The following is a 21,333-nucleotide window of genomic DNA, read 5'->3' as shown; positions in this document are numbered from 1 at the left end:
CCCTAGAACCTTACCCGCGCCACCTCCACCTCTCAACCCAAGGTGATGCGCGCGACCATCTTTTCAATGGCCTGCCACATCTCGATTGCATCAGGGTTTTCCGCTGTTTCAGAACCCGCGATGTTTAATCCGGCAGCTTCAGCGTTCACAGATTCACTTAAGAAAACGGCATAGGGGTATGCGCTGGCGGGGCAAATCGCCGCAAAATGTGCCGCCGATCGCGGCGAAAACAGGGGCACGACAACCTGGCCCGATTTGCGCAACACGTCGTCTGCCTGGGCAGTCAGTGGCATAAGCTTTTGGTCATAAACCTTCACGCGGTCGACATTGAGCCCAGCCGCGCCCAGTTTCTCTGCAACCTGTCCACGGGTGTGAACGCCAGATAAATGTACGAGCCGCTCTTCGGGCTTCAGATGCTCCAGAAATGAAATCAATCCGGCGGCGTCCTCGCCTCCGCGCTGACTGATCCAGCCCGCCTGCGCCGCAGCGCGGGTTGTGGCGGCCCCAACACAATAGGCCTTCCGACCCGCACCAGCCGGGGCGAACTTCACACCATTCGCAGAGGTGAAGATCGCGTTATCCTCCTGGTCCAGGTTTACGGCCAGACCGGTTGCCGAAATCTCTGTCAGCGGGGCGTGTATCACCTGAAAGCGCGGAAAGAGCCGCGGTGGGCAAAGCTCCAGGAATCGCTCATTTGACCCCGCAGGCCGGGTCAGTATCAAAGAGATAGGAGCGTGACCCATTAAAGACCCTTGGCATTGTTTGCGACCGCTTACGGTGTTACCTGCCTGCCCATATGCATGCAACGGGGCCTTCAGTGAGTAAGTCCGTCACAATTCTGGGATTGGAAAGCAGCTGTGACGACACAGCGGCGGCAATCCTGCACCGGGACGGGATGGGGCAGACCACAATCCTGTCATCTGTCGTCAAGGGTCAAGCCAACCTGCATGCAGATTTCGGCGGAGTCGTTCCTGAGATCGCTGCGCGGGCCCATGCAGAGATTCTTGATCTCTGTGTCGAGGAAGCGCTGGCCGAGGCGGAGACTTCGATCGCGCAGATAGACGCCATTGCTGTAACCTCTGGCCCCGGCCTCATTGGAGGCGTTGTGTCAGGTGTCATGTGTGCAAAGGGGCTTTCTGCCGCGACGGGTGCGCCCCTTTACGGGATAAATCACCTCGCAGGGCACGCGCTGACCCCCAGACTGACCGATGGCGTGCCCTACCCTTACCTTCTGCTGCTTGTTTCCGGTGGCCACTGTCAATTTCTGCTGGTGCGCAGCGCGGATCAGTTTCAAAGGCTCGGCGGGACGATTGACGATGCTCCGGGCGAGGCATTTGACAAGGTCGCAAGGTTACTGCGATTGCCTCAGCCCGGTGGACCCGCTGTCGAGAAGGCTGCGAAACTGGGCAACCATATGCGGTTCAACCTGCCGCGACCGCTGCTGGACCGGGCCGGTTGTGATATGTCCTTTTCCGGATTGAAAACAGCCGTATTGAGAACAAGAGACCGCATCATCGAAGAACATGGCGGCTTGCCAATCCAGCTACGCGCAGACCTTTGCGCAGGATTTCAGGCCGCAGTTGTTGATGTTCTGGCCGAAAAAACGCGGCGCGCATTTTCAGACTATCTGCAAGCGGAACCGTCGGCGCCGACCCTTTGCGTCGCTGGTGGCGTCGCCGCCAATCAGGCGATCCGAAATGCATTAGAGACTGTTTCTAGCGAGTTTGGGGCCGAATTCACTGCCCCGCCGCTTGCTCTTTGCACAGATAACGCCGCGATGATTGCCTATGCGGCTCTTGAGCAAATGCCCCTCAGACCGGCTGATGATTTTTCCCTTTCAGCGCGTCCCCGCTGGCCGCTGGATAAATCAAGCCCGGCGATGTTGGGCAGCGGAAAGAAAGGGGCAAAAGCATGAGCATCGCGGTTTTGGGTTCGGGCGCATTCGGCACCGCCCTGGCGATCACAATGGGTCAGGTTGGCCCCACTTTGCTGTGGGCGCGCAACACAGACCATGTCGCGGCGATGCAAAACACCCGGGAAAACGCGCTCCGGCTTCCCGGCAAGGCATTTCCAATAGACCTGACAGTCACCGCCGACCTTGATCGCGCAGCTTCCGCTGAAATACTTCTGATCGCCGTCCCGATGCAGAAACTTCGTGCCTTTTTGCAAGACCACGCCACCGCCCTTGGCGGCAAGATGCTGGTTGCCTGCTGCAAAGGCATGGAGCTTGGCACCGGGTTGGGTCCCCTCGACATCATTGATCAAGAAGTCCCCGATGCAGAAAAGGCTTTGTTGACGGGTCCAAGCTTCGCTGCGGATATTGCCGCCGGGATGCCGACCGGCCTGACCCTGGCCTGTGCAGATGACCACCGCGGAAGACTGTTGCAGGCATCATTGTCAACGCCGACGTTGCGCCTTTACCGCAGCCTCGATGAGATCGGCGCGTCACTGGGCGGGGCGCTCAAAAACGTGATTGCGATCGCCTGCGGAACATCGATGGGCGCCGGGTTAGGCGAAAGTGCACGCGCGGCCCTGCTGACGCGCGGCTTTGCCGAGATGCAGCGACTTGCATTGCGCAAAGGCGCCCAGCCTGAAACGCTGGCAGGGCTCTCAGGGTTTGGCGATCTTGTCCTGACCTGCACATCTTCCCAGTCGCGCAATTACCGCCTTGGATTGTCCATCGGCAAAGGAAATGCCTTTGATGCGTCAATCACAGTCGAAGGTGCCGCCACTGCCATGGCCGCTCATCTGCAAGCGCAGGAGTTGGAGATCGATCTGCCCATCACCTCTGCTGTTGCGGGCCTGCTGGAAAAACGTTTGGATGTAACCGAGGCCATGTCAGGCCTCTTGTCCCGAAGTCTGAAGGAAGAATGACATGCTTGTTGCCCTGATTGCCCACGACAAACCGGGGGCCTTGCCCGTCAGGCAGGAAAACCGACCCGCTCATGTCGCCTATCTCAAATCCGGCGACGCGGTTCAGCAGGCCGGGCCGTTGTTGGATGATGCCGGGGAAATGGCCGGATCATTGATCATTCTCGATGTGCCGGACATGACCGCCGCCGAGGCCTGGGTTGCAGGCGATCCGTATGGTCAGGCTGGCCTCTTCGAGAGCGTTCAGCTAATCCCATGGAACAGGGTGATCGGGTGATGGCTTACTGGCTTTTCAAATCCGAACCCTCGACCTGGAGCTGGGACGATCAGGTTGCCAAAGGCGATGTCGGCGAAGAATGGGATGGCGTGCGAAACTACCAGGCCCGGAACTTCATGCGTCAAATGGCTGTGGGCGACCAAGGGTTTTTTTATCACTCGCAAAAAGAGCGTGCAGTCGTCGGAATTGTCGAAGTCATCGCGAAAGCGCATCCCGATAGCACAACCGATGATGAGCGTTGGGAGTGCGTTGATATAAAAGCTATAAAACCGGTCGAACAGCCCGTCACGCTGGATGAGATCAAACAGGTCGAAGCCCTTTCAGAGATGGTTTTGGTTCGAAACTCCAGGCTCTCCGTGCAACCGGTTACAGAAGGTGAATGGCGCATCGTCTGTGGCATGGCGGGAATTTCGGGCTAGCGGCTTTTCGCAAGCGGTGGCAATCTGAGCCGATAAACGAGGGAGATTTCCATGGAATTTGTCAGTGTTGCAGTCGCGGGTGTCGCGGGGTTCATGTTCGGCGCGGTCTGGTATACTTTGCTCGCAGATCGCTGGATGGCGGCGTCTGGCGTGCCGTTGGACGAAAACGGGGTTCCGGCAAACCGATCCGATCCAATTCCCTATATCACCAGCCTGCTCGGCGCGATCCTGGTTGCTGGAATGATGCGGCATATCTTCGTACTGAGCGGTATCGATACGGTGGGAAAAGGTCTTCTCTCCGGTCTGGGCATTGGTTTGTTCTTGGTGAGCCCCTGGATCGCAACGTTCTACAGTTTTGGCGCACGACCACGTAGCCTGATCCTGATCGATGGTGGATACGCAACCTTTGGATGCACGGTTATCGGCATTGTTTTGACACTGTTTTAGGAAGTCTGTCTCTCTGAATCCGAGAAGGGTTCTGACACAGCGCCAGAACCCTTCTTCACCCCACGTGTTCTCGGTACCCACCACACGTGTTTGAATCTGGTCCTGGCCATACTGGCCGGATAAAGAGTTGATACTCTAGAACGAAAAAAATCTCAATTGTTCAATAGTTTAAATGCGCGACAAAAAAGAAACGCCTTCTTAAGAAAGAGGCGCTTCCAAAATACTTATTGGTCCGGTTCAGCCGTAAACCGACTCTTTGCCGAAGTGTTTGGTCAGCATGTAGTAGACGACCGCGCGGTACTTGTTGCGTTCGGATTGACCATAGGTTTCGATAACTTTGCTGATCCCCGCATCCAGCTCAGGACCGTCAGACAAACCTAGTTTTTTGATCAGAAAATTGTTTTTGACTGTATCAAGCTCGGCCGCCTGACTTGACGCAACGGTTGACGCATCCGCGTCATAGACCGCCGGACCACATCCGATGGTCACCTTTGTCAGCAGATCCATATCTGGCGTCATGCCGCATTTGTTTTTCAGATCATCTGCATATTGCGCGATCAAATCGTCTCTTTTTCCCACATTACTCTCCCAAAATTATTGCCGAGGAAATCTCAACCATCTGTCCCCTCTGCGGACATTGCGCAAAGACTAGTCAACAATCCGCTCGATCACAAAGGGAAATAATCCACGTAAATTCCCCTAGGATAATCGTCGCCGACTTCCGAAGGTGCCGAGAATGTTTATCAAAAGGAAAACACGATGGGACTTTGGAATTTTATCAAATCGGCGGGCGCGTCGCTTGTCGGCGGCGCAGAAGCCGGTGAGGCACCGGCGAAAGAGATACTCGCCAAGGAAATCTCCGACATTGGTCTTGATACGAAAGGTGCTGAGATCAGCGTTGAGGGAGACAAGGTTACCGTCGCTGGCGGTGCCTTATCCGTTGAAGAGCGAGAGAAAATCATTCTGGCCGTTGGAAATGTCGAAGGGGTTGCAACCGTAGAGGCCGATACTGAAATCGAGCCGGTTTTTCACACGGTCGAGAAAGGTGACACTCTTTGGGCGATCTCGTCAAAGATGCTTGGAGACGGCAATCGATACAATGAGATTTTTGAGGCTAACAAGCCGATGCTAAGTCATCCTGACAAAATCTACCCCGGCCAAATGCTGCGTATTCCACAAGCATAAACGAAAAGAGGCCCGCAACACTTGATGCTGCGGGCCCCTTTTTTTCGGTTAAATCAATAGCGGTAATGTTCAGGTTTGAAGGGCCCTTCCGGGGTCACGCCAATGTACGCGGCTTGTTCTGCGTCGAGTTGCGTCAGCTTCACGCCAATCCGGTCCAGATGAAGACGCGCTACTTTTTCATCCAGATGTTTCGGCAGGATATAAACGTCATTCTTGTACTGATCGCCCTTGGTCCAAAGCTCGATCTGCGCCAGCACCTGGTTGGTGAAAGATGCTGACATCACGAAGGAGGGGTGGCCTGTCGCGTTTCCGAGATTCAACAAACGGCCTTCCGACAACAGGATCAGACGATTGCCGTTTGGCAATTCGATCATGTCCACCTGCTCCTTGATGCTGGTCCACTTGTGGTTTTTGAGCGCTGCGACCTGAATTTCATTGTCGAAATGGCCGATATTGCCGACGATCGCCATATCCTTCATCTCGCGCATGTGCTCGATGCGGATCACATCTTTGTTGCCGGTTGTCGTGATGAAAATGTCCGCCGAGCCGACAACATCCTCCAGCAACACAACCTCGAAGCCATCCATAGCCGCTTGCAACGCGCAAATCGGGTCTACTTCGGTCACCTTGACGCGTGCACCCGCGCCCCGCAGTGACGCAGCAGAACCTTTGCCTACATCGCCATAGCCCATCACGACGGCAACCTTACCGGCCATCATTGTATCCGTGGCGCGGCGGATGCCATCGACCAGCGATTCCTTGCAGCCGTATTTGTTGTCGAACTTCGACTTGGTGACGGAATCATTCACATTGATAGCAGGGAAGGGAAGCTGGCCCTGTTTGACGAGGTCATAGAGGCGGTGCACGCCGGTTGTTGTCTCTTCGGAGACGCCCTTGATCTGATCGCGCATCTTGGTGAACCAACCGGGGGTAGCCTCCATGCGTTTCTTGATCTGCGCCTTGATCACGGTCTCTTCCTCGGACGTCGGCACGGCGATCACATCCTCACCGGCCTCTGCGCGCGCGCCCAAAAGAATATAAAGCGTAGCGTCCCCGCCATCATCGAGGATCATATTCGGCCCGTCCGGGAACATGAAGGATTTGTCGAGGTAGTCCCAATGCTCTTCCAGAGACTGACCTTTGATGGCAAATACCGGCGTGCCGCCCGCGGCAATTGCAGCGGCTGCGTGGTCTTGAGTTGAGAAAATATTGCACGAAGCCCAGCGCACATCAGCACCAAGCACCACCAGTGTCTCGATCAGGACGGCTGTCTGGATGGTCATATGCAGGGAGCCGACAATACGCGCGCCGGACAGCGGTTTGCTTTCGCCATATTCTTCGCGCAAAGCCATCAGCCCCGGCATTTCGGTTTCGGCAATATTGAGTTCCTTGCGCCCGTACTCGGCGAGCGAAATGTCTTTTACAATATAGTCATTGGCCATGGGGTCGGGTTCCTATCCGTGCGATTTCCCGCGCAGATAGCACCACGAAAGCCATGATACAATCCGTCAGGTCAGATCATCCCCAACACATTCTGAAGGGCGGTATCAATCCGCCATCGCAAGAGCCTTCGCCAATCTAGCTGGCCGTGCCTTCGACAGGGGATATCTCGGAGCCTTCGAAGAAATCCGTACCCGCTGCAACAACGCAACTTACACCGTTGGGGTTGGTCAGCAGTACAGTAAATGTTCCGGTATCCGGCGAAGACCAGATTTCAACGATAGTCTGGGAAGTGCGGGTCGTTTGAAGCCCTCCGGCCGTAAAATGCTCCGCGTATTTCGATTTCAGTTTCTCGATGACCGCCTCGCGAGGGCCGCAATTTGCCGCGGCCGCCGGCGGGGGGATGCCTGCCATTCCTACTGTCAGGCAGGCGACGATGAGATGCTTGACCATTGCAAGCTCCTTTCTGTTTCGCTTCTGACATCGGAGGAGGCGACCATATGGAAAAGGATACGCCTTCCCCCATGGTATATATATCGTGATCACAGGGCTTGTTTACAAAGCACAGCCCGTCAATAACCTGTGGCAGCTTGTGATCAGATGCGCTTTAAGGTGCGCCTGAATTGTGGCGAAATCGTGGCAAGAACACCGGACTGTTACATTATGGCAACACCAAAACGCGCCTGGCAACGAATGCTTTCTGGCCGCAGGCTCGACCTGCTGGACCCAACGCCTGTTGATGTAGAAATCGAAGATATTGCGCATGGCCTGGCGTTTGTGGCGCGCTGGAACGGCCAGACAAAAGGAGAGCACGCATATTCTGTTGCTGAGCATTCTCTCTTGGTAGAGACGCTTTTTGGCCGAATTTCACCCAAAGCACCCGCTAAATGGCGGTTGGCGGCGCTCTTGCACGATGCCCCTGAGTATGTGATCGGTGACATGATTTCGCCGGTGAAGGCAGCGGTTGGGCCCGGCTACGGTGCATTGGATGATCGGTTGGCTGCGGCGGTCCACATCCGCTTTGGCCTGCCAGCCGCAATTCCCGTTCACATCAAGAAACAGATCAAAAAAGCCGACAAGATCAGCGCATGGATGGAAGCAACGCAGATCGCCGGTTTCTCCGAGATCGAGGCCAGCAAGTTTTTCGGCAAACCGGATACGTCCATCATCAACGACCTTTCCATCGTGCTGCGCACCCCTATCGAAACCAGAAACGCCTTTACCGAAAGACACGGGCAATTGCTGGGGGAAATGCAATGATCAGAGTCCGGCGCGCTATGGCACTGGATGCAGGTTCAATGGCCAGATTGCTCAACGCGATTATCGAAAAAGGTGGAACAACAGCGCTGACCCGCCCGGTCACCGCCAAGGACCTGACCGAATGGATGGCAAGCAATGCAGAAAGATCTGCCTGGCATGTGGCCGTGGATGAGCAGGAGGCTGTTGTAGGATTTCAGTGGATATCGCCCCATCCGCAATTGCCACCTGAAGCCGTGGATGTGGCGACCTTCGTCCAGGTTGGCCAAACGGGCCTGGGAATCGGTTCGGCATTGTTCGATGCCTCGTCAAAGGCGGCTCGCGAGCTGGGATATGTCTGGATCAACGCCACCATTCGCGCGGACAACACTGGTGGTCTGACCTACTACCAAAGCAGGGGCTTTCGCGACTGGCATTTTGACGAAGGGATCAGGCTGGAATCTGGCCAGATCGTCGACAAGATCAGCAAGCGCTATGACATCTGAAGTGCTTGCCTTCGGATTATCGCGGTGATCTTTTGGCCAAAATGCGCTGCAAGGTCCGACGGTGCATGTTCAGACGCCGCGCTGTTTCACTGACATTCCGGTCACATAGCTCGAAGACGCGCTGGATATGTTCCCAACGAACCCGGTCAGCGCTCATCGGGTTTTCCGGCGGTGGCGGCAGATCATCGCCATTCGCCAGCAGAGCGTTGACGATGTCAGCTGCATCTGCGGGTTTGGAAAGGTAGTCCGTGGCGCCAATCTTGACCGCCGCAACAGCCGTCGCAATTGCGCCGTATCCGGTTAACACCACTACGCGCGCATCTGGCCGTTTCTCTCGCAGAATCTCCACGACATCGAGGCCGTTGCCATCTTCGAGCCGTAGATCGACAACTGCATAGGCCGGCGGCCGGGCAGTTGCAATCGCACTACCAGCGGCAACGGATTCAGCTGTTTCAACCGAAAATCCACGCTTTTCCATAGCCTTCGCCAGCCGGCGCAGAAAGGGCTCGTCATCATCGACCAGCAAGAGGCTTTTGTCTTCGCCCAAATTCAAGTCAGCTGCATCCTGCATTGATTGCCTTTCCTGTGCGCACGTCATGTGTGCCATGCTATATGTGTCAGCGCCAGTAATTCGTCAAATCGGCAGTTTGCGATTTGACCTCCTAACTGTTTTCCACAAAGCAGGCTACAGTGTCCGCCACGTCCTGCGCCGTTGCTTCACGGCGGAAAAATTCAACGAAGCCCGCTTCTGGCATGACCAGATAGCTGAACGTCGAATGATCTACGAGATAGTAGTCGTCATCGCCATCGTGCGCTTTGTAATAGGTACGGTAGGCTTCGCTTGCGGCTTTGACCTGCTCAGGTGATCCGGTCAGCCCGATCATGCGCTCATGCAGGTTTTCCGCGAAATCTCCCACAACCTCCGGTGTGTCCCGTTTTGGATCAATGGTGATGAAGACGGGCGTGACGGAAATGTTCCGTTCGGCCAGAACATCGACGGCCTCGGCATTCCGGGCGGTGTCGATCGGGCAGACATCAGGGCAGAAGGTGTATCCAAAGTAAATGAGCGATGGCTCTGTGATGACATCCTTATCCGTGACCGTCTGCCCGTCACCATTCACCAGCTCAAAAGGCCCGCCGATGGACCCGGCCCCCCCGGCAATCTGGCTGGCACGGCATTGCGCAAAACTGTCGCCATCTTTCGGTGTCTGAGTGGCGTACCAGACGCCCCCAAGCAGACCAACAATGGCAACAGCGGATAGTGGGGCGATATAGCGCATGGGTGTCGCTTCTCCAAAAGTGCGTTAGGGTGTCTTTATCAAAAAGAAGTCCTAACGTCCTGCGACATCTATGCAACTCAACAAGCGGTGAGATTGATGCCTGATACCAGCGTCAGACCCCTGAGCGGAGATACCCGCGCCAACTGGATCAGGCTGCGTACCATGATCCTTTTGCGGTGGTTTGCCATCGGCGGTCAATTGACTGCGATCACCGTGGCACAACGCTGGTACGGTTTGCAGCTGGAACTGGGGCTTTGCTATTTGGTCATCGGTGCCTCCGTCATCGCAAACCTCGTTGCGATTTTCGTCTTTCCCGAAAACAAGCGCCTCAGCGAAGTTGAGAACATGCTGATGGTCATGTTTGATCTGATACAACTCAGTTTCCTGCTGTTTCTGACAGGTGGTCTGCACAATCCCTTCGCGCTTTTGATGCTCGGGCCGGTCACCATATCTGCCGCCGTCCTGACACTGCGTTCCACCGTTCTTCTGGGAAGCACGGCGATCCTGATGGTATCGATGCTGTCGCATTTTCATCTGCCGCTAATGACCGAAGCAGGCATGATTCTTGAGATTCCCCAGTTGTTTGTGTTTGGGAACTGGATCGCGCTGATCATCGCAATCATCTTTATTAGTGCCTATTCTGTTCGCGTTACCTCCGAGATTCACTCGATGTCAGATGCTCTGGCCGCGACCCAGATGGCGCTCGCACGTGAGCAGAAACTTACTGACCTCGGCGGCGTCGTGGCCGCTGCGGCGCATGAGTTGGGCACACCGTTGGCTACCATAAAGCTCGCCAGTGGCGAGTTGTTCGAAGAGCTTACGGATCATCCGGACCTGCAAGAAGACGCGGCCCTGATCCGAGAACAGGCTGACAGATGCCGCGATATACTGCGGGATATGGGGCGTGCAGGCAAAGACGATTTGCATATGCACCAAGCTCCTCTGATGGCGGTCGTTGAAGAAGCCGCAGAACCCCATCTCGGACGCGGAAAATCGGTTCATTTTCAGCCGCTGGGCGACCCTGCTGCTCAGCCCAGCATCCTCAGGAAGCCCGAAGTGATTCATGGGCTGCGTAATCTGATTCAGAACGCGGTCGATTTCGCAGCAGCCGACGTTTGGATCGAAGCGAGCTGGACCGATGCCATGATCTCCCTGCGCATCATGGATGACGGACGCGGTTTTCCACCACATCTTCTAGGCAGGATCGGTGATCCCTTCATGCGCCGCAGGCGTCCGGATTCCGAAAGGCGTTTGCGTCCTGGTTATGAAGGTATGGGCCTTGGGTTGTTCATTGCCAAAACACTTCTCGAACGGTCCGGCGCCGAATTGCAATTTGCCAATGGACGCGACCCGATGGGCACGGCGAAGGCGCCGAAAATGGATATGGGCGCCATCGTTGAAGTCACCTGGGCCCGTCAGAAAATAGATGCCCCAAGATCAGAGGCAGCGGTCGGTCTGGGTCGGAATCAACCGAACCTGGCCTAATATGAACTTTCGGGCCGTATCGTTAACGGCTCATTAACTATGCAGGCCGGATAGTGACGAGGTCGTCATTGGAGAAAGGGTCTTGGGCGCATGCCTTTCTGGGACGTTGCCGCCATCGCCACCGCCACCGGCCTCAGCACCCTTGCTGGTTTGGCCTGGATATCGCGTTCACAAAAGTCACCCGATACCGCAACGTCAAAATCTCTTTCGGAACCGCCAGTTGACGGCATATTCTTCCTCTTCGACAATAGCGACCTGCATCACGCGTCCGATACGGCGCAACAACTTTACCGCTTGATCCCGGGGCAAGACGACTGGCAGTCCTGGAGAGAGCGGATGCTCAACCGATTTCCATCCTTGCCGGAGCAACCTCCCCTCGAACAGCCCGGCACTTTGACCGTGCAGGCACGCCATGCGGAAGACACAGCAACGCTCAGTCTGACACAGAGGGGGCAGTTCACGCAGATTCACATGGATGACGACCGGATGGTCTCTGCGGCGCAATCACAAAAGATGCGCGTTTTGCATCAGGAGCTGGCCGATCTGAGGCGCGCCAGCGATACGACGCCCCATGCGGTGTGGCAGGTCGATACGCAAGGCAAGGTCACTTGGCACAATGCCGCCTACGAAGACCTTTACAATCGCCTTCATCAGACTTCACCCGACGCCGACAAACCGGTTTTCGAGGTGAGCGACACACTAAACGAACAAACCGGTCGCCAAAGAGTCTCAACCCAATCCGGGCCTGAAGGCCGAAAAGATTGGTACGATGTGAACGCGGTCAGCGTGGGCGACATTACGATTTTCCACGCAGTTGACGTGAATGCCGTTGTGAAATCTGAGGTTGCCCAGCGCAATTTCGTGCAAACCCTGGCCAAGACCTTTGCGCAACTATCCATCGGTCTGGCGATCTTTGATCGCAATGGCCAACTGGCATTGTTTAACCCCGCGCTTATTGATCTGACCAATCTGCCTGCAGATTTCCTGAGCGGTCGGCCGACTTTGCTATCGTTCTTTGATCGCATGCGTGAAAACCGCCGTATGCCGGAACCAAAGAACTATCACTCCTGGCGTCAGGAAATTTCCGAGGTCATCGCGGCGGCAACGGATGGTCGGTATCAGGAAACCTGGACCCTGGAGACAGGCCAAACCTACCGTGTGCGGGGACGCCCTCATCCGGATGGTGCCATCGCCTTTCTCATCGAAGATATCAGTGCCGAAGTCTCTCTGACACGCAACTTCAGAGCCGAATTGGAGCTGGGCCAGTCCTTGATGGACACTTTTGATGATGCGCTGGTGGTATTTTCATCAACCGGCGTTCTGACTTTCTGCAATGCGGCCTACCGGGAACTCTGGGGGTTGGATCCTGACAACTCTTTTGCCGATGTCACGATTGCTGACTCGGTGCAGGAATGGAAACGCCTCTGTCAGCCCGGTGCGCGCTGGGCGGCTTTGACAGATTTCGTTCTCGATTTTGGCGAACGCGCATCCTGGGACATGCCAACGGTGATGACGTCTGGGACAGCGTTCAATTGCACAATTTCGCGCATTGCCTCGGGTGCGACAGTGATCAGATTTGTTAAATCTGAGGCTGCCCGGCCAAAAATCAGAAAATCAAGATCGCGCTGAGTACGCTTCCCTCTTTGCAGCTCATTCTGCGGAGGATAAGCAGGCGCCATGATCTTGAGCCCTTACATTCAACAGCTGACCACCAGCGAGGCAACCGCAGAGGTTGCAGCACATCTGGCACCTACCCTTAAAGCGGGCGATGTGCTGTTGCTTAATGGTGCGGTTGGTGCTGGCAAGACATTTTTTGCGCGTCACCTGATCCAATCAGTACTCATCGAAAAGGAAGATGTTCCTTCACCTACTTTCACACTTGTCCAGACCTATGAAACCGTCATCGGACCCATTTGGCATACGGACCTGTACCGCATCCAAAGCCTTGGTGAGATTGAAGAACTTGGGCTGATTGAAGCGTTCGAGGAGGCCGTCTGTCTGGTCGAGTGGCCAGATCGTCTGGGCCCTCTGCGACCGGAGGCTGCGTTGGAATTATGGTTCTCTGAAGGTCAAAACGAAAACGAACGCGTACTCAAAACCGCTTGGCAAGACAGCCTGTGGGACGCAAGAATGCAACAATGGAAATCATAACAACCCGTACGCAGTATGTGCATGACTTCCTGATGCGGGCAGGATGGGCAGAAGCGAGCAGGACACCTTTGGCCAGCGATGCGTCGAACCGCCGCTATAGTCGGCTGGTCAGGGGGGATGGCACCAGCGCGGTTCTGATGGATGCGCCTCCGACAAATGGCCAGAGCATTCTGCCTTTTGTCACCGTTGCTGCGCATCTGGCAGGCATTGGTCTGAGCGCGCCGCATATCATTGCGCAGGACGAACAATCGGGGTTCTTGCTCCTCGAAGACATGGGCGATGACCTTTTCGCGCGCTTGCTGGCATCCAGGCAGGCGTCGGAAGAGACACTTTACAGCGCCGCCGTGGACGTCCTGACGCATCTGCACGAATCAAAATCACTGTCTGTGGCGCCCTATGACGCAGAATTCATGACGCCTTTGGCAGCCCTGGCATATGATTGGTATCAGTTCGGAGCGACGGGCCTTGTTGATGAAGATACAAAAGGTCAGTTCGCCGAAGCCTTCCACAAATTATTGAAACCATTGGACGCCCAGCAAGTCCTGATTCAAAGAGACTATCATGCGGAAAACCTCTTGTGGTTGCCGCAACGCGACGGCCCTGCAAGGGTTGGTTTGCTGGACTTTCAGGATGCCATGCTTGGTCATCCGGCCTATGATCTTGTATCGGTCCTGCAAGATGCGAGACGCGATGTCTCCAAGCGCATTGAGTATGAAATGGTCACACGGTTTCTGTCCCAGAACCAACATGATGCCGACGCGTTCAAGGCCGCCTATGCGATTTTGGGCACTCAGCGAAACCTGCGTATCCTGGGCGGGTTTTCACGTCTTTGCCTGCGTGACGGCAAAGCCCAGTACATTGACCTGCTGCCGCGCGTCTGGAACCATGTGATGACAAATCTGAAGCACCCGGTTTTGGATGAAGTCGCGGGATTTATCACCGATTGCCTGCCGCCACCTACCCCTGAAATCCTGAAAACCTTGAGATCAAAATGTGCGACCTGCCGCGATCGGTAATGTTGTTTGCCGCAGGTTTCGGGACACGAATGAAGCCGTTGACGGATGATCTGCCGAAACCAATGATTGAGGTTGCGGGAAAACCTTTGGTCGACCATGCGCTTTCACTGACATCGGCGGTTGCGCCGCAAATCATCGTTGCCAATCTTCATTACAAGCCGGAGCCGCTCGAACGCCACCTCACTGCGCGGGGGGTTCAGACGGTCCTGGAGACCCCCGACATTCTAGATACCGGCGGCGGGTTGCGCAACGCCCTGCCAGCACTGGGGCCGGCCCCTGTTTTTACCCTTAATACAGATGCGATCTGGAAGGGCCCCAACCCTCTGGACATGCTGCAAAATGCCTGGGAGCCTGCGCGTATGGATGCCCTGCTGATGTGCATCCCGGTTGCCAATACCCATGCATACAAAGGTCAGGGTGATTTTCAGATCAACGCTCAGGGACAGATCACACGGGCCCCCGGGCTCGTTTATGGGGGCGCGCAAATCATCAAGACAGACCGATTGGTCGAGATCGACAAGGCCTGTTTTTCGCTCAATGAGCTTTGGAACCTAATGCTGACCGATACACGCGTTTTTGGGCTGTGCTATCCCGGTCAGTGGTGTGACGTGGGCCATCCGGGGGGAATTTCCATTGCCGAAGCTCTGATCGACCATTCCGATGTTTGACACCTCTGCCAAGCCAAGGCTTTTCGGCATCGACCCCGGCGCGGATTTCCCAAAGACGCTGGTGAAAGGGTTGGTTGCGCGGCTGTCTGGCAAACCTCGCGAGGCCATGGCGCGCGTCCAACTCATCGTCAACACCCGGCGCATGCAGCGGCGTCTGCGCAGTCTGTTTGAGGCGGGTCCTGCGACCTTGCTGCCGCGGATCGGGCTCATCACCGACCTGGACGCGCTGGATCCCAGTGTTTCAGTACCTCCGGCAACCTCATCCCTTCGGCGAAGGCTCGAATTGATTGCGCTGGTCTCGCGCTTGTTGTCCCAGGAAAAAGATCTCGCACCACGATCATCGCTCTACGATCTGACCGACAGTCTTGCCGCGCTCATGGATGAAATGCAGGGTGAAGGTGTGACCGCCCGGACCATCGCGGAGCTGGATGTGACCGATCAATCCGGTCATTGGCAACGCGCCCAGCAGTTTATCCGCATTGCCCAAAACTACATGGACAGCGCCGACACCCCGCCCGATGCTGAGGCACGCCAGCGGTTGCTCATCAATGCGCTGGCGCGCAAATGGCAGACATCGCCACCTGCTGACCCTGTGATCATTGCAGGGTCGACCGGATCACGCGGGACAACATTGTTGCTGATGCAGGCCGTCGCGAAACTTCCTCAAGGCGCGTTGGTCTTACCAGGATTTGATTTCGAGATGCCAGATGCGGTCTGGGCGCATCTCAATGACGCGATGTTGGCGCAAGACCACCCCCAATACCGGTTCCAGAAACTCATGACCGATCTGGACGTAGCACGGGGTGATATCGGCAGGTGGCATCCATCGACACCGCCCTCCGCTGCGCGAAACGCTCTGGTTTCCTTGTCCTTAAGGCCTGCGCCGGTGACGGATGCATGGCTTTCGGAAGGCAGAGACCTCAAACACCTTGAAGCGGCGACAGCGGCGATCACGATGCTGGAAGCCCCCAGCCCGCGTGAGGAGGCCCTCGTGATCGCGATGCGCCTGCGACTGGCGGCAGAAGAGGGGGAGACCGCCGCGCTGATCACCCCGGACCGCATGCTGACACGTCAGGTAACAGCGGCGCTGGATCAATGGGATATTCTGCCGGACGATTCCGCCGGGACACCGCTGCACCTGTCGCCGCCCGGCCGCTTTCTGCGTCATATCAGCAACCTGTTTGTCCGCAAGCTCGACGCCGAAGCATTGCTGACGCTGCTCAAACACCCGTTGACCCATAGCGGGATCAACCGCGGACAGCATGTGCTCAACACCCAGCGGCTGGAACTTGCAATCCGCAAGGATGGGCTGCCGTATCCGGACAGGGCGGGTATTCTGAAGCGGATGCAAAGGGCGGTGGCCGCTGCCGCCGATCAGGTGTTGGTCGATGAATGGGCGCATTGGGTTGGTACCTCGCTAACCGGTCATCTTTCGGGTCAACTGCGCCCCTTGTCGGACTGGGTCGCCGATCACATTGCGCTTGCAGAGACCGTGGCAGGCGGGCTCGGCGCCGAGGGTTCTGGCGAACTCTGGCTCAAAAAAGCTGGCCAGAAAGCCAATGCGCTCATGCTGGATCTTGTAAAACACGCCGACGCAGGGTCGGAAATCTCCGCCGCTGACTATCACGATCTGGCAAGCGCGCTTCTGGCGGGCGAAGAGGTCCGGGATCGGGATGCGCCCCATCCAAAAATCATGATCTGGGGCACGCTTGAGGCACGGGTAGAAGGTGCCGATCTGGTGATCCTCGCAAGCTTGAACGAAGGCACCTGGCCCGAGGCTCCGCCCCCGGACCCCTGGCTCAATCGCGCACTCAGGCATCAGGCGGGTTTGCTGCTTCCGGAACGGCGGATCGGTCTCTCGGCACATGACTACCAACAGGCCATTGCCGCCAAGGAAGTCTGGCTGACCCGCGCGATACGATCAGAGGATGCCGAAACCGTGGCATCCAGATGGGTCAACCGGTTGCGCAATCTGCTGGCCGGTCTGAAAGAGCAGGGCGGACAGGCGGCATTGGACCAGATGCTGGACCGCGGCAACGTCTGGCTGGCGCGCGCCTCTGCCTTTGAGCGCGTCGAACGTGTTGACCCTGCCCATCGGCCGTCGCCAAAACCACCCGTTATCGCGCGGCCTCACGCGCTCTCTGTCACCGAAATCAAGCGGCTGATCCGCGATCCCTATGCGGTTTATGCCAAACATGTGCTCCGCCTGACAAAACTGGGCCCGTTGGTGCAAAGCCCTGATGCCCTGATGCGCGGCACCCTGGCGCATGACATCATGGAGCGTTTCATCAAGGACACGGTGGCTGATCCGACGCTTCTTACCACGCGCCATTTGACCCATGTGGCACATGACATCATGGAGAACGACGTTCCATGGCCTGCGGTTCGGGCCATGTGGCTGGCGCGGATCGAAAAGATCGCAAACTGGTTTGTGGCGCGCGAGCGGGAGCGCAGAACGATTTCACAACCGATCGCCTTCGAGAATCAGGCCAAGGGTAAACTGTCCTGGCCGGATCTGGGATTCACGCTGACGGCGCGCGCCGACCGGATTGACCAGACCGAAACAGGTGACGTGCTGATTTACGACTACAAGACGGGCAAACCACCCAGCGGAAAAGAGCAGGCCGCATTTGACAAACAACTGCTGATCGAGGCGGCAATGGTTGAGCAAGGCGCTTTTGAAACCCTGGGCGTTTGTCAGGTCGCACTGGCCGTTTTCATCGGGTTAGGCTCTAATCCTGTCGAAATTGGCGCGCCCCTTGAAAAAGAACCACCGCGCGAGGTCCTTGAGAAACTGCACGCGCTTATTGCGAGCTATCTGTCGGCGGATCAGGGGTTCACGTCGCGGCGCATGATGCAGCAGGATCGCTTTGGCGGGGACTATGATCAACTGGCGCGTTTTGGCGAATGGGACGCAACCGACGATCCGCTGCCGGAGGATTTGTCATGACGACCCGGGACGCAGCCACACAAGCGCAGGTGCGGGCAGCCGATCCTGACACGTCCACCTGGCTGGCTGCAAATGCGGGCTCCGGGAAAACGCGGGTTTTGACAGATCGCGTGGCGCGCTTGCTGCTTGAGGGGGTCGAGCCACAACATATTTTGTGCCTCACCTACACCAAGGCAGCAGCCTCGGAGATGCAGAACCGGCTGTTCAGACGTCTTGGGGCCTGGGCCATGTTGCCCGATTTGAAGTTGCAAAACTCACTCCGGGAGCTTGGCGTTTCAGGAGAAATCGACGAAACCCGGTTGCGCGATGCAAGAACGCTCTTTGCCCGGGCAATCGAAGCGCCCGGCGGGCTGAAAATCCAGACCATCCACTCCTTCTGCGCGTCCCTATTGCGCCGCTTTCCCCTCGAAGCTCAGGTCAGCCCCCAGTTTACGGAAATCGAAGACCGGGCCGCTGACCTGCTGCGCGCGGAAATCGTCGATCAGATGGCGGAAGGGCCTGATGCCTCTTTGATCACGGCACTTGCCCGTCATTACACCGGTGAAGATTTTGGCAAACTGACGCGGGCGGTGGTACAGAACCGAGAGGCGTTTTTACAAACGTTGAGTTGGCCCGCCATCCTGTCCCTCTTTGACCAACCCGTTGAATTAAGCGAAGAAAGCATCGCGCAAAGTGTTTTCCTTGGGGGGGAACGCAGGCTGATCGACGCCATCAAACCGGCATTGCTGGCAAAAGGCGGAAACGACGCAAAAGCGGGCGAAAAGCTGGCCGGTATCGCCGATCTTTCCTATTCAGCGCTTCCCGTGCTCGAAGCGGTCTTTCTGACAGGCGCCACAGCCAAATCCCCTTTTTCAGCCAAAACGGGCAGTTTTCCGACCAAACCCACCCAGGCTGTGATCGAGCCGCATATACCTGCGCTGAATGCCCTTATGCAGCGGGTGGAAACCGCTCGCGGGCAGCGCCTTGCTCTGGGGGCGGCTCGGAAAACACAAGCCCTGCATGAATTCGCCGCGCGCTTCTTGCCTCTATATGAAAATCAGAAATTACTACGCGGATGGCTGGATTTTGATGATCTGATCCTGAAAGCGCGAACCTTGCTGACCGACAGCGCGGTTGCGGCCTGGGTGCTTTTTCGGATCGATGGTGGGATCGATCACATTCTGGTCGACGAAGCGCAAGACACCAGCCCCGCCCAATGGGACGTGATCCGAAAGCTGGCAGCCGAATTTTCCAGCGGTGAGGGCGCGCGCAGAGACGTCAAACGCACACTCTTCGTCGTTGGGGACAAGAAACAGTCGATCTACTCGTTCCAGGGCGCAGATCCACGCGAATTTGACCGTATGGAAAGGGAATTTCAGACAAAACTGGAAGCCGCTGATCACAGATTTCAGAGCGAGACACTGGCGTATTCATTCCGGTCAGCTTCCCCGATTTTGTCCCTTGTCGACAAAGCGTTCGACGAAAAAGAGCGGGCCGGGTTCGAAAAGACGGCCAGACATATCGCCTTCAAAAACGCACTGCCCGGACGTGTTGATCTTTGGCCTCTGATCGAGAAACAGGCCGATGAGGATGATCGGGTTTGGTACGATCCGTTGGACCGGCGCAGCGAAACGCACCATACGGTTTTGCTGGCGCAACAAATCGCGGGTCAGATCAAACAGATGATCGACACGCAGAAGACGGTGCCGGTGGATGGGCCGGTGCCGGGTGAATTTGAAAAGCGGCCCGTCCGGCCCGGCGATTTTCTGATCCTCGTGCAGCGGCGATCTGATCTCTTTTCAGAAATCATCCGGGCCTGCAAAGCGCATGAGTTGCCCATCGCTGGCGCGGATCGGCTGAAGGTTGGGGGTGAACTGGCGGTACGCGATCTCGCGGCCTTATTGTCTTTCCTGACGGTCTCGGAAGACAGTCTGTCGCTGGCTACGGCTTTGAAATCACCGCTTTTTGGATGGTCGGAACAGGAGCTCTTCGATCTCGCGCATCGCCGGAGCGAAGATCACCTTTGGCAAGCGCTGCGGCACCGGACAGAAGATTTCCCTCAAACGCTGGCTGTTCTGAATGATTTGCGGGCAAATGTGGATTTTCTGCGCCCCTATGATCTGATCGAACGTGTTCTGACCCGGCACGGCGGACGACGGAGGCTTTTGGCACGGTTGGGAAGAGAGGCCGAGGACGGCATCAATGCACTGCTATCTCAGGCACTTGCCTACGAGCGGACCGCAATCCCCAGCCTGACCGGATTTCTGGTCTGGATGGAAACCGACGATCTCGAGATCAAACGACAGATTGACAGCGCATCCGACCAGATCAGGGTGATGACCGTGCATGGTGCCAAAGGTCTGGAAGCCCCGATCGTGATCCTGCCCGACACCGCCAGACGTGACATTCAGATCAAAGATGACATCGTCAAGATAGGGAATACCCCTGCCTGGAAGACGAGCGCATCAGAAATGCCCGATGCCATGGCGCAAAGCATCGAAACGATGAAAGCGGCACAGATCGAAGAGCGGTTGAGATTGCTATATGTGGCTCTAACAAGGGCAGAAAAGTGGCTGATCATCGCCGCCTGCGGCGAGCTATCCAAACAAAATGACAGTTGGTATCAAATTGTCGAGCAGGCTCTGGACGAATTACCTGTCACGTCGATGCGTTTTCAGGGTCTCGACATCAAGAGATTTGCCTCTCCCGGTTGGGAGGATTTGCCCGATGCCGAAAATCTCGCGTCAAAATCAGCCGCCATCGAACTGGACCAAATTTTTCATCACAAAGCGCCCGCAGCACCTGCCATTCCGGAAACCCTATCGCCATCTGAGCTTGGCGGACCCAAGGCGCTGTCTGGCCAGACCAGTCGCACCGAGGACGAAGCGAAAGCCTACGGCACTTTGGTACATAGATATTTGGAGTATTTGAGCGCGGCACCGTCGGCCGAATGGCCTGACGTTGCCGAACGATTGCACTCGGCAATTCCAGACGTTTCAGAGCACGACAAGGCGCTCGCAGAGGCAAGTGCAATTTTGCGAACAGAAAGCCTGAGTTTTTTGTTTGCTCAAGGATCGCTGGCCGAAGTGCCGATTACAGCGCAGCTGGGTGAGCGTACCCTCTACGGTGTCATTGACCGGTTGGTCGTCTCGGATACCCGCGTTCTTGCCGTGGATTTCAAATCCAACGAAACCATCCCAGACCATGCGGCGCTATGCCCTGACGGGATATTGCGCCAGATGGGCGCCTATGCCCATGCGCTGCAACAGATCTATCCCGAACATATCGTCGAAACCGCGATCCTCTGGACTAGAACCGGCGAACTCATGAGATTGCCGCACGATATCGTGACGAGATCATTACAATGCGCTCTACATCTTGACGTGGGCACCAACGCTACCTAGGTTCGCCGTCCAAGCATAG

General features: G+C 56.5%; 21 protein-coding genes. 15 read left to right on the top strand and 6 right to left on the bottom strand.

The window, feature by feature from the left end; translation table 11 throughout:
* Positions 1-32 precede the first annotated feature (32 nt).
* Positions 33-743 carry a uroporphyrinogen-III synthase gene (locus Q0802_RS08235; protein ID WP_298916277.1) on the bottom strand — a complete coding sequence of 237 codons (711 nt, stop codon included), beginning with the start codon at positions 741-743 and terminating at the stop codon, positions 33-35.
* A 74-nt stretch (positions 744-817) separates the two neighbouring features.
* Here Q0802_RS08235 and tsaD point away from each other — a divergent pair, with 74 nt between their 5' ends.
* The 5 genes from tsaD to Q0802_RS08210 are packed head-to-tail and all read left to right on the top strand — an operon-like array spanning position 818 to position 4,014.
* Positions 818-1,915 (top strand): tRNA (adenosine(37)-N6)-threonylcarbamoyltransferase complex transferase subunit TsaD, encoded by a 1,098-nt coding sequence (gene tsaD / locus Q0802_RS08230; RefSeq protein WP_298916274.1) that lies wholly within the window; start codon positions 818-820, stop codon positions 1,913-1,915.
* The gene (locus tag Q0802_RS08225; RefSeq protein ID WP_298916271.1) at positions 1,912-2,874 is read left to right on the top strand and encodes an NAD(P)H-dependent glycerol-3-phosphate dehydrogenase; all 963 of its coding nucleotides are present in this window, start codon (positions 1,912-1,914) and stop codon (positions 2,872-2,874) included. The genes tsaD and Q0802_RS08225 overlap by 4 nt, the downstream gene beginning before the upstream one ends.
* 1 nt (position 2,875) lies before the next feature.
* Positions 2,876-3,148, top strand: a complete 273-nt coding sequence (locus tag Q0802_RS08220) for a YciI family protein (RefSeq protein WP_298916268.1) — start codon at positions 2,876-2,878, stop codon at positions 3,146-3,148.
* Positions 3,148-3,567, top strand: coding sequence for an EVE domain-containing protein (locus Q0802_RS08215; protein WP_298916265.1), 420 nt, complete (start codon positions 3,148-3,150; stop codon positions 3,565-3,567). Before Q0802_RS08220 ends, Q0802_RS08215 begins: the two co-directional genes overlap by 1 nt.
* Before the next feature lie 51 nt (positions 3,568-3,618).
* A complete protein-coding gene (locus Q0802_RS08210) occupies positions 3,619-4,014 on the top strand; it encodes a DUF1761 domain-containing protein (protein ID WP_298916263.1) in 396 nt (131 codons plus the stop codon).
* A gap of 237 nt (positions 4,015-4,251) precedes the next feature.
* Here Q0802_RS08210 and Q0802_RS08205 read toward each other — a convergent pair whose 3' ends face one another.
* Complete coding sequence (locus Q0802_RS08205) at positions 4,252-4,593, bottom strand: DUF2853 family protein (protein WP_298916261.1); 342 nt, start codon at positions 4,591-4,593, stop codon at positions 4,252-4,254.
* 180 nt (positions 4,594-4,773) lie between these two features.
* Between Q0802_RS08205 and lysM the strand changes: the two genes are divergently transcribed.
* A complete protein-coding gene (gene lysM, locus Q0802_RS08200) occupies positions 4,774-5,199 on the top strand; it encodes a peptidoglycan-binding protein LysM (RefSeq protein ID WP_298916258.1) in 426 nt (141 codons plus the stop codon).
* Between the two features lie 53 nt (positions 5,200-5,252).
* On the opposite strand, the gene ahcY is transcribed toward lysM, so the two are convergent.
* Positions 5,253-6,641, bottom strand: coding sequence for an adenosylhomocysteinase (gene ahcY / locus Q0802_RS08195; protein ID WP_298916256.1), 1,389 nt, complete (start codon positions 6,639-6,641; stop codon positions 5,253-5,255).
* 136 nt (positions 6,642-6,777) lie between these two features.
* Positions 6,778-7,092 (bottom strand): hypothetical protein, encoded by a 315-nt coding sequence (locus tag Q0802_RS08190; protein WP_298916253.1) that lies wholly within the window; start codon positions 7,090-7,092, stop codon positions 6,778-6,780.
* Positions 7,093-7,302: 210 nt separating this feature from the next.
* On the opposite strand from Q0802_RS08190, the gene Q0802_RS08185 reads away from it, so the two are divergent.
* The gene (locus Q0802_RS08185) at positions 7,303-7,899 is read left to right on the top strand and encodes an HD family hydrolase (RefSeq protein ID WP_298916251.1); all 597 of its coding nucleotides are present in this window, start codon (positions 7,303-7,305) and stop codon (positions 7,897-7,899) included.
* Entirely contained in the window at positions 7,896-8,381 is a 486-nt protein-coding gene (locus Q0802_RS08180) for a GNAT family N-acetyltransferase (RefSeq protein ID WP_298916248.1), read from the top strand. Before Q0802_RS08185 ends, Q0802_RS08180 begins: the two co-directional genes overlap by 4 nt.
* A 16-nt stretch (positions 8,382-8,397) precedes the next feature.
* On the opposite strand, the gene Q0802_RS08175 is transcribed toward Q0802_RS08180, so the two are convergent.
* Together Q0802_RS08175 and Q0802_RS08170 are read right to left on the bottom strand one after the other, a co-directional pair.
* Positions 8,398-8,952 (bottom strand): ActR/PrrA/RegA family redox response regulator transcription factor, encoded by a 555-nt coding sequence (locus Q0802_RS08175; protein ID WP_298916245.1) that lies wholly within the window; start codon positions 8,950-8,952, stop codon positions 8,398-8,400.
* Between the two features lie 91 nt (positions 8,953-9,043).
* The gene (locus Q0802_RS08170) at positions 9,044-9,661 is read right to left on the bottom strand and encodes an SCO family protein (protein WP_298916242.1); all 618 of its coding nucleotides are present in this window, start codon (positions 9,659-9,661) and stop codon (positions 9,044-9,046) included.
* Positions 9,662-9,757: 96 nt separating this feature from the next.
* Here Q0802_RS08170 and regB point away from each other — a divergent pair, with 96 nt between their 5' ends.
* The 7 genes from regB (at position 9,758) to addA (ending at position 21,314) form a co-directional block, all read left to right on the top strand.
* A complete protein-coding gene (regB, locus tag Q0802_RS08165) occupies positions 9,758-11,146 on the top strand; it encodes a sensor histidine kinase RegB (RefSeq protein WP_298916239.1) in 1,389 nt (462 codons plus the stop codon).
* Between the two features lie 90 nt (positions 11,147-11,236).
* On the top strand, positions 11,237-12,775 hold the full coding sequence (locus Q0802_RS08160; RefSeq protein ID WP_298916236.1) for a PAS-domain containing protein: 1,539 nt from the start codon (positions 11,237-11,239) through the stop codon (positions 12,773-12,775).
* A 48-nt stretch (positions 12,776-12,823) separates the two neighbouring features.
* Positions 12,824-13,297, top strand: coding sequence for a tRNA (adenosine(37)-N6)-threonylcarbamoyltransferase complex ATPase subunit type 1 TsaE (tsaE, locus tag Q0802_RS08155; RefSeq protein WP_298916233.1), 474 nt, complete (start codon positions 12,824-12,826; stop codon positions 13,295-13,297).
* Complete coding sequence (locus tag Q0802_RS08150) at positions 13,285-14,313, top strand: phosphotransferase (RefSeq protein WP_298916230.1); 1,029 nt, start codon at positions 13,285-13,287, stop codon at positions 14,311-14,313. The genes tsaE and Q0802_RS08150 overlap by 13 nt, the downstream gene beginning before the upstream one ends.
* On the top strand, positions 14,289-14,981 hold the full coding sequence (locus tag Q0802_RS08145; protein ID WP_298916227.1) for a nucleotidyltransferase family protein: 693 nt from the start codon (positions 14,289-14,291) through the stop codon (positions 14,979-14,981). The genes Q0802_RS08150 and Q0802_RS08145 overlap by 25 nt, the downstream gene beginning before the upstream one ends.
* On the top strand, positions 14,974-17,931 hold the full coding sequence (gene addB, locus Q0802_RS08140) for a double-strand break repair protein AddB (RefSeq protein ID WP_298916224.1): 2,958 nt from the start codon (positions 14,974-14,976) through the stop codon (positions 17,929-17,931). Before Q0802_RS08145 ends, addB begins: the two co-directional genes overlap by 8 nt.
* Positions 17,928-21,314: a double-strand break repair helicase AddA gene (gene addA, locus Q0802_RS08135; RefSeq protein ID WP_298916221.1), complete on the top strand. Its 3,387-nt coding sequence runs from the start codon at positions 17,928-17,930 to the stop codon at positions 21,312-21,314. The genes addB and addA overlap by 4 nt, the downstream gene beginning before the upstream one ends.
* Positions 21,315-21,333 lie beyond the last annotated feature (19 nt).

Source organism: uncultured Roseobacter sp., from assembly GCF_947495275.1.
Lineage (GTDB): Bacteria > Pseudomonadota > Alphaproteobacteria > Rhodobacterales > Rhodobacteraceae > Roseobacter.
This window is presented reverse-complemented; position numbering and strand designations above follow the sequence as displayed.

Bases quoted from the DNA above. Each gene is read 5' to 3' on its own strand.
- Q0802_RS08150 (WP_298916230.1), top strand. From the start codon at position 13,285: ATGGAAATCATAACAACCCGTACGCAGTATGTGCATGACTTCCTGATG.
- Q0802_RS08190 (WP_298916253.1), bottom strand. From the start codon at position 7,092: ATGGTCAAGCATCTCATCGTCGCCTGCCTGACAGTAGGAATGGCAGGC.
- Q0802_RS08160 (WP_298916236.1), top strand. From the start codon at position 11,237: ATGCCTTTCTGGGACGTTGCCGCCATCGCCACCGCCACCGGCCTCAGC.
- ahcY (WP_298916256.1), bottom strand. From the start codon at position 6,641: ATGGCCAATGACTATATTGTAAAAGACATTTCGCTCGCCGAGTACGGG.
- Q0802_RS08185 (WP_298916251.1), top strand. From the start codon at position 7,303: ATGGCAACACCAAAACGCGCCTGGCAACGAATGCTTTCTGGCCGCAGG.
- Q0802_RS08175 (WP_298916245.1), bottom strand. From the start codon at position 8,952: ATGCAGGATGCAGCTGACTTGAATTTGGGCGAAGACAAAAGCCTCTTG.
- regB (WP_298916239.1), top strand. From the start codon at position 9,758: ATGCCTGATACCAGCGTCAGACCCCTGAGCGGAGATACCCGCGCCAAC.
- Q0802_RS08145 (WP_298916227.1), top strand. From the start codon at position 14,289: ATGTGCGACCTGCCGCGATCGGTAATGTTGTTTGCCGCAGGTTTCGGG.
- lysM (WP_298916258.1), top strand. From the start codon at position 4,774: ATGGGACTTTGGAATTTTATCAAATCGGCGGGCGCGTCGCTTGTCGGC.
- Q0802_RS08235 (WP_298916277.1), bottom strand. From the start codon at position 743: ATGGGTCACGCTCCTATCTCTTTGATACTGACCCGGCCTGCGGGGTCA.
- Q0802_RS08220 (WP_298916268.1), top strand. From the start codon at position 2,876: ATGCTTGTTGCCCTGATTGCCCACGACAAACCGGGGGCCTTGCCCGTC.
- Q0802_RS08210 (WP_298916263.1), top strand. From the start codon at position 3,619: ATGGAATTTGTCAGTGTTGCAGTCGCGGGTGTCGCGGGGTTCATGTTC.
- addA (WP_298916221.1), top strand. From the start codon at position 17,928: ATGACGACCCGGGACGCAGCCACACAAGCGCAGGTGCGGGCAGCCGAT.
- Q0802_RS08215 (WP_298916265.1), top strand. From the start codon at position 3,148: ATGGCTTACTGGCTTTTCAAATCCGAACCCTCGACCTGGAGCTGGGAC.
- tsaE (WP_298916233.1), top strand. From the start codon at position 12,824: ATGATCTTGAGCCCTTACATTCAACAGCTGACCACCAGCGAGGCAACC.
- addB (WP_298916224.1), top strand. From the start codon at position 14,974: ATGTTTGACACCTCTGCCAAGCCAAGGCTTTTCGGCATCGACCCCGGC.
- Q0802_RS08225 (WP_298916271.1), top strand. From the start codon at position 1,912: ATGAGCATCGCGGTTTTGGGTTCGGGCGCATTCGGCACCGCCCTGGCG.
- Q0802_RS08170 (WP_298916242.1), bottom strand. From the start codon at position 9,661: ATGCGCTATATCGCCCCACTATCCGCTGTTGCCATTGTTGGTCTGCTT.
- Q0802_RS08180 (WP_298916248.1), top strand. From the start codon at position 7,896: ATGATCAGAGTCCGGCGCGCTATGGCACTGGATGCAGGTTCAATGGCC.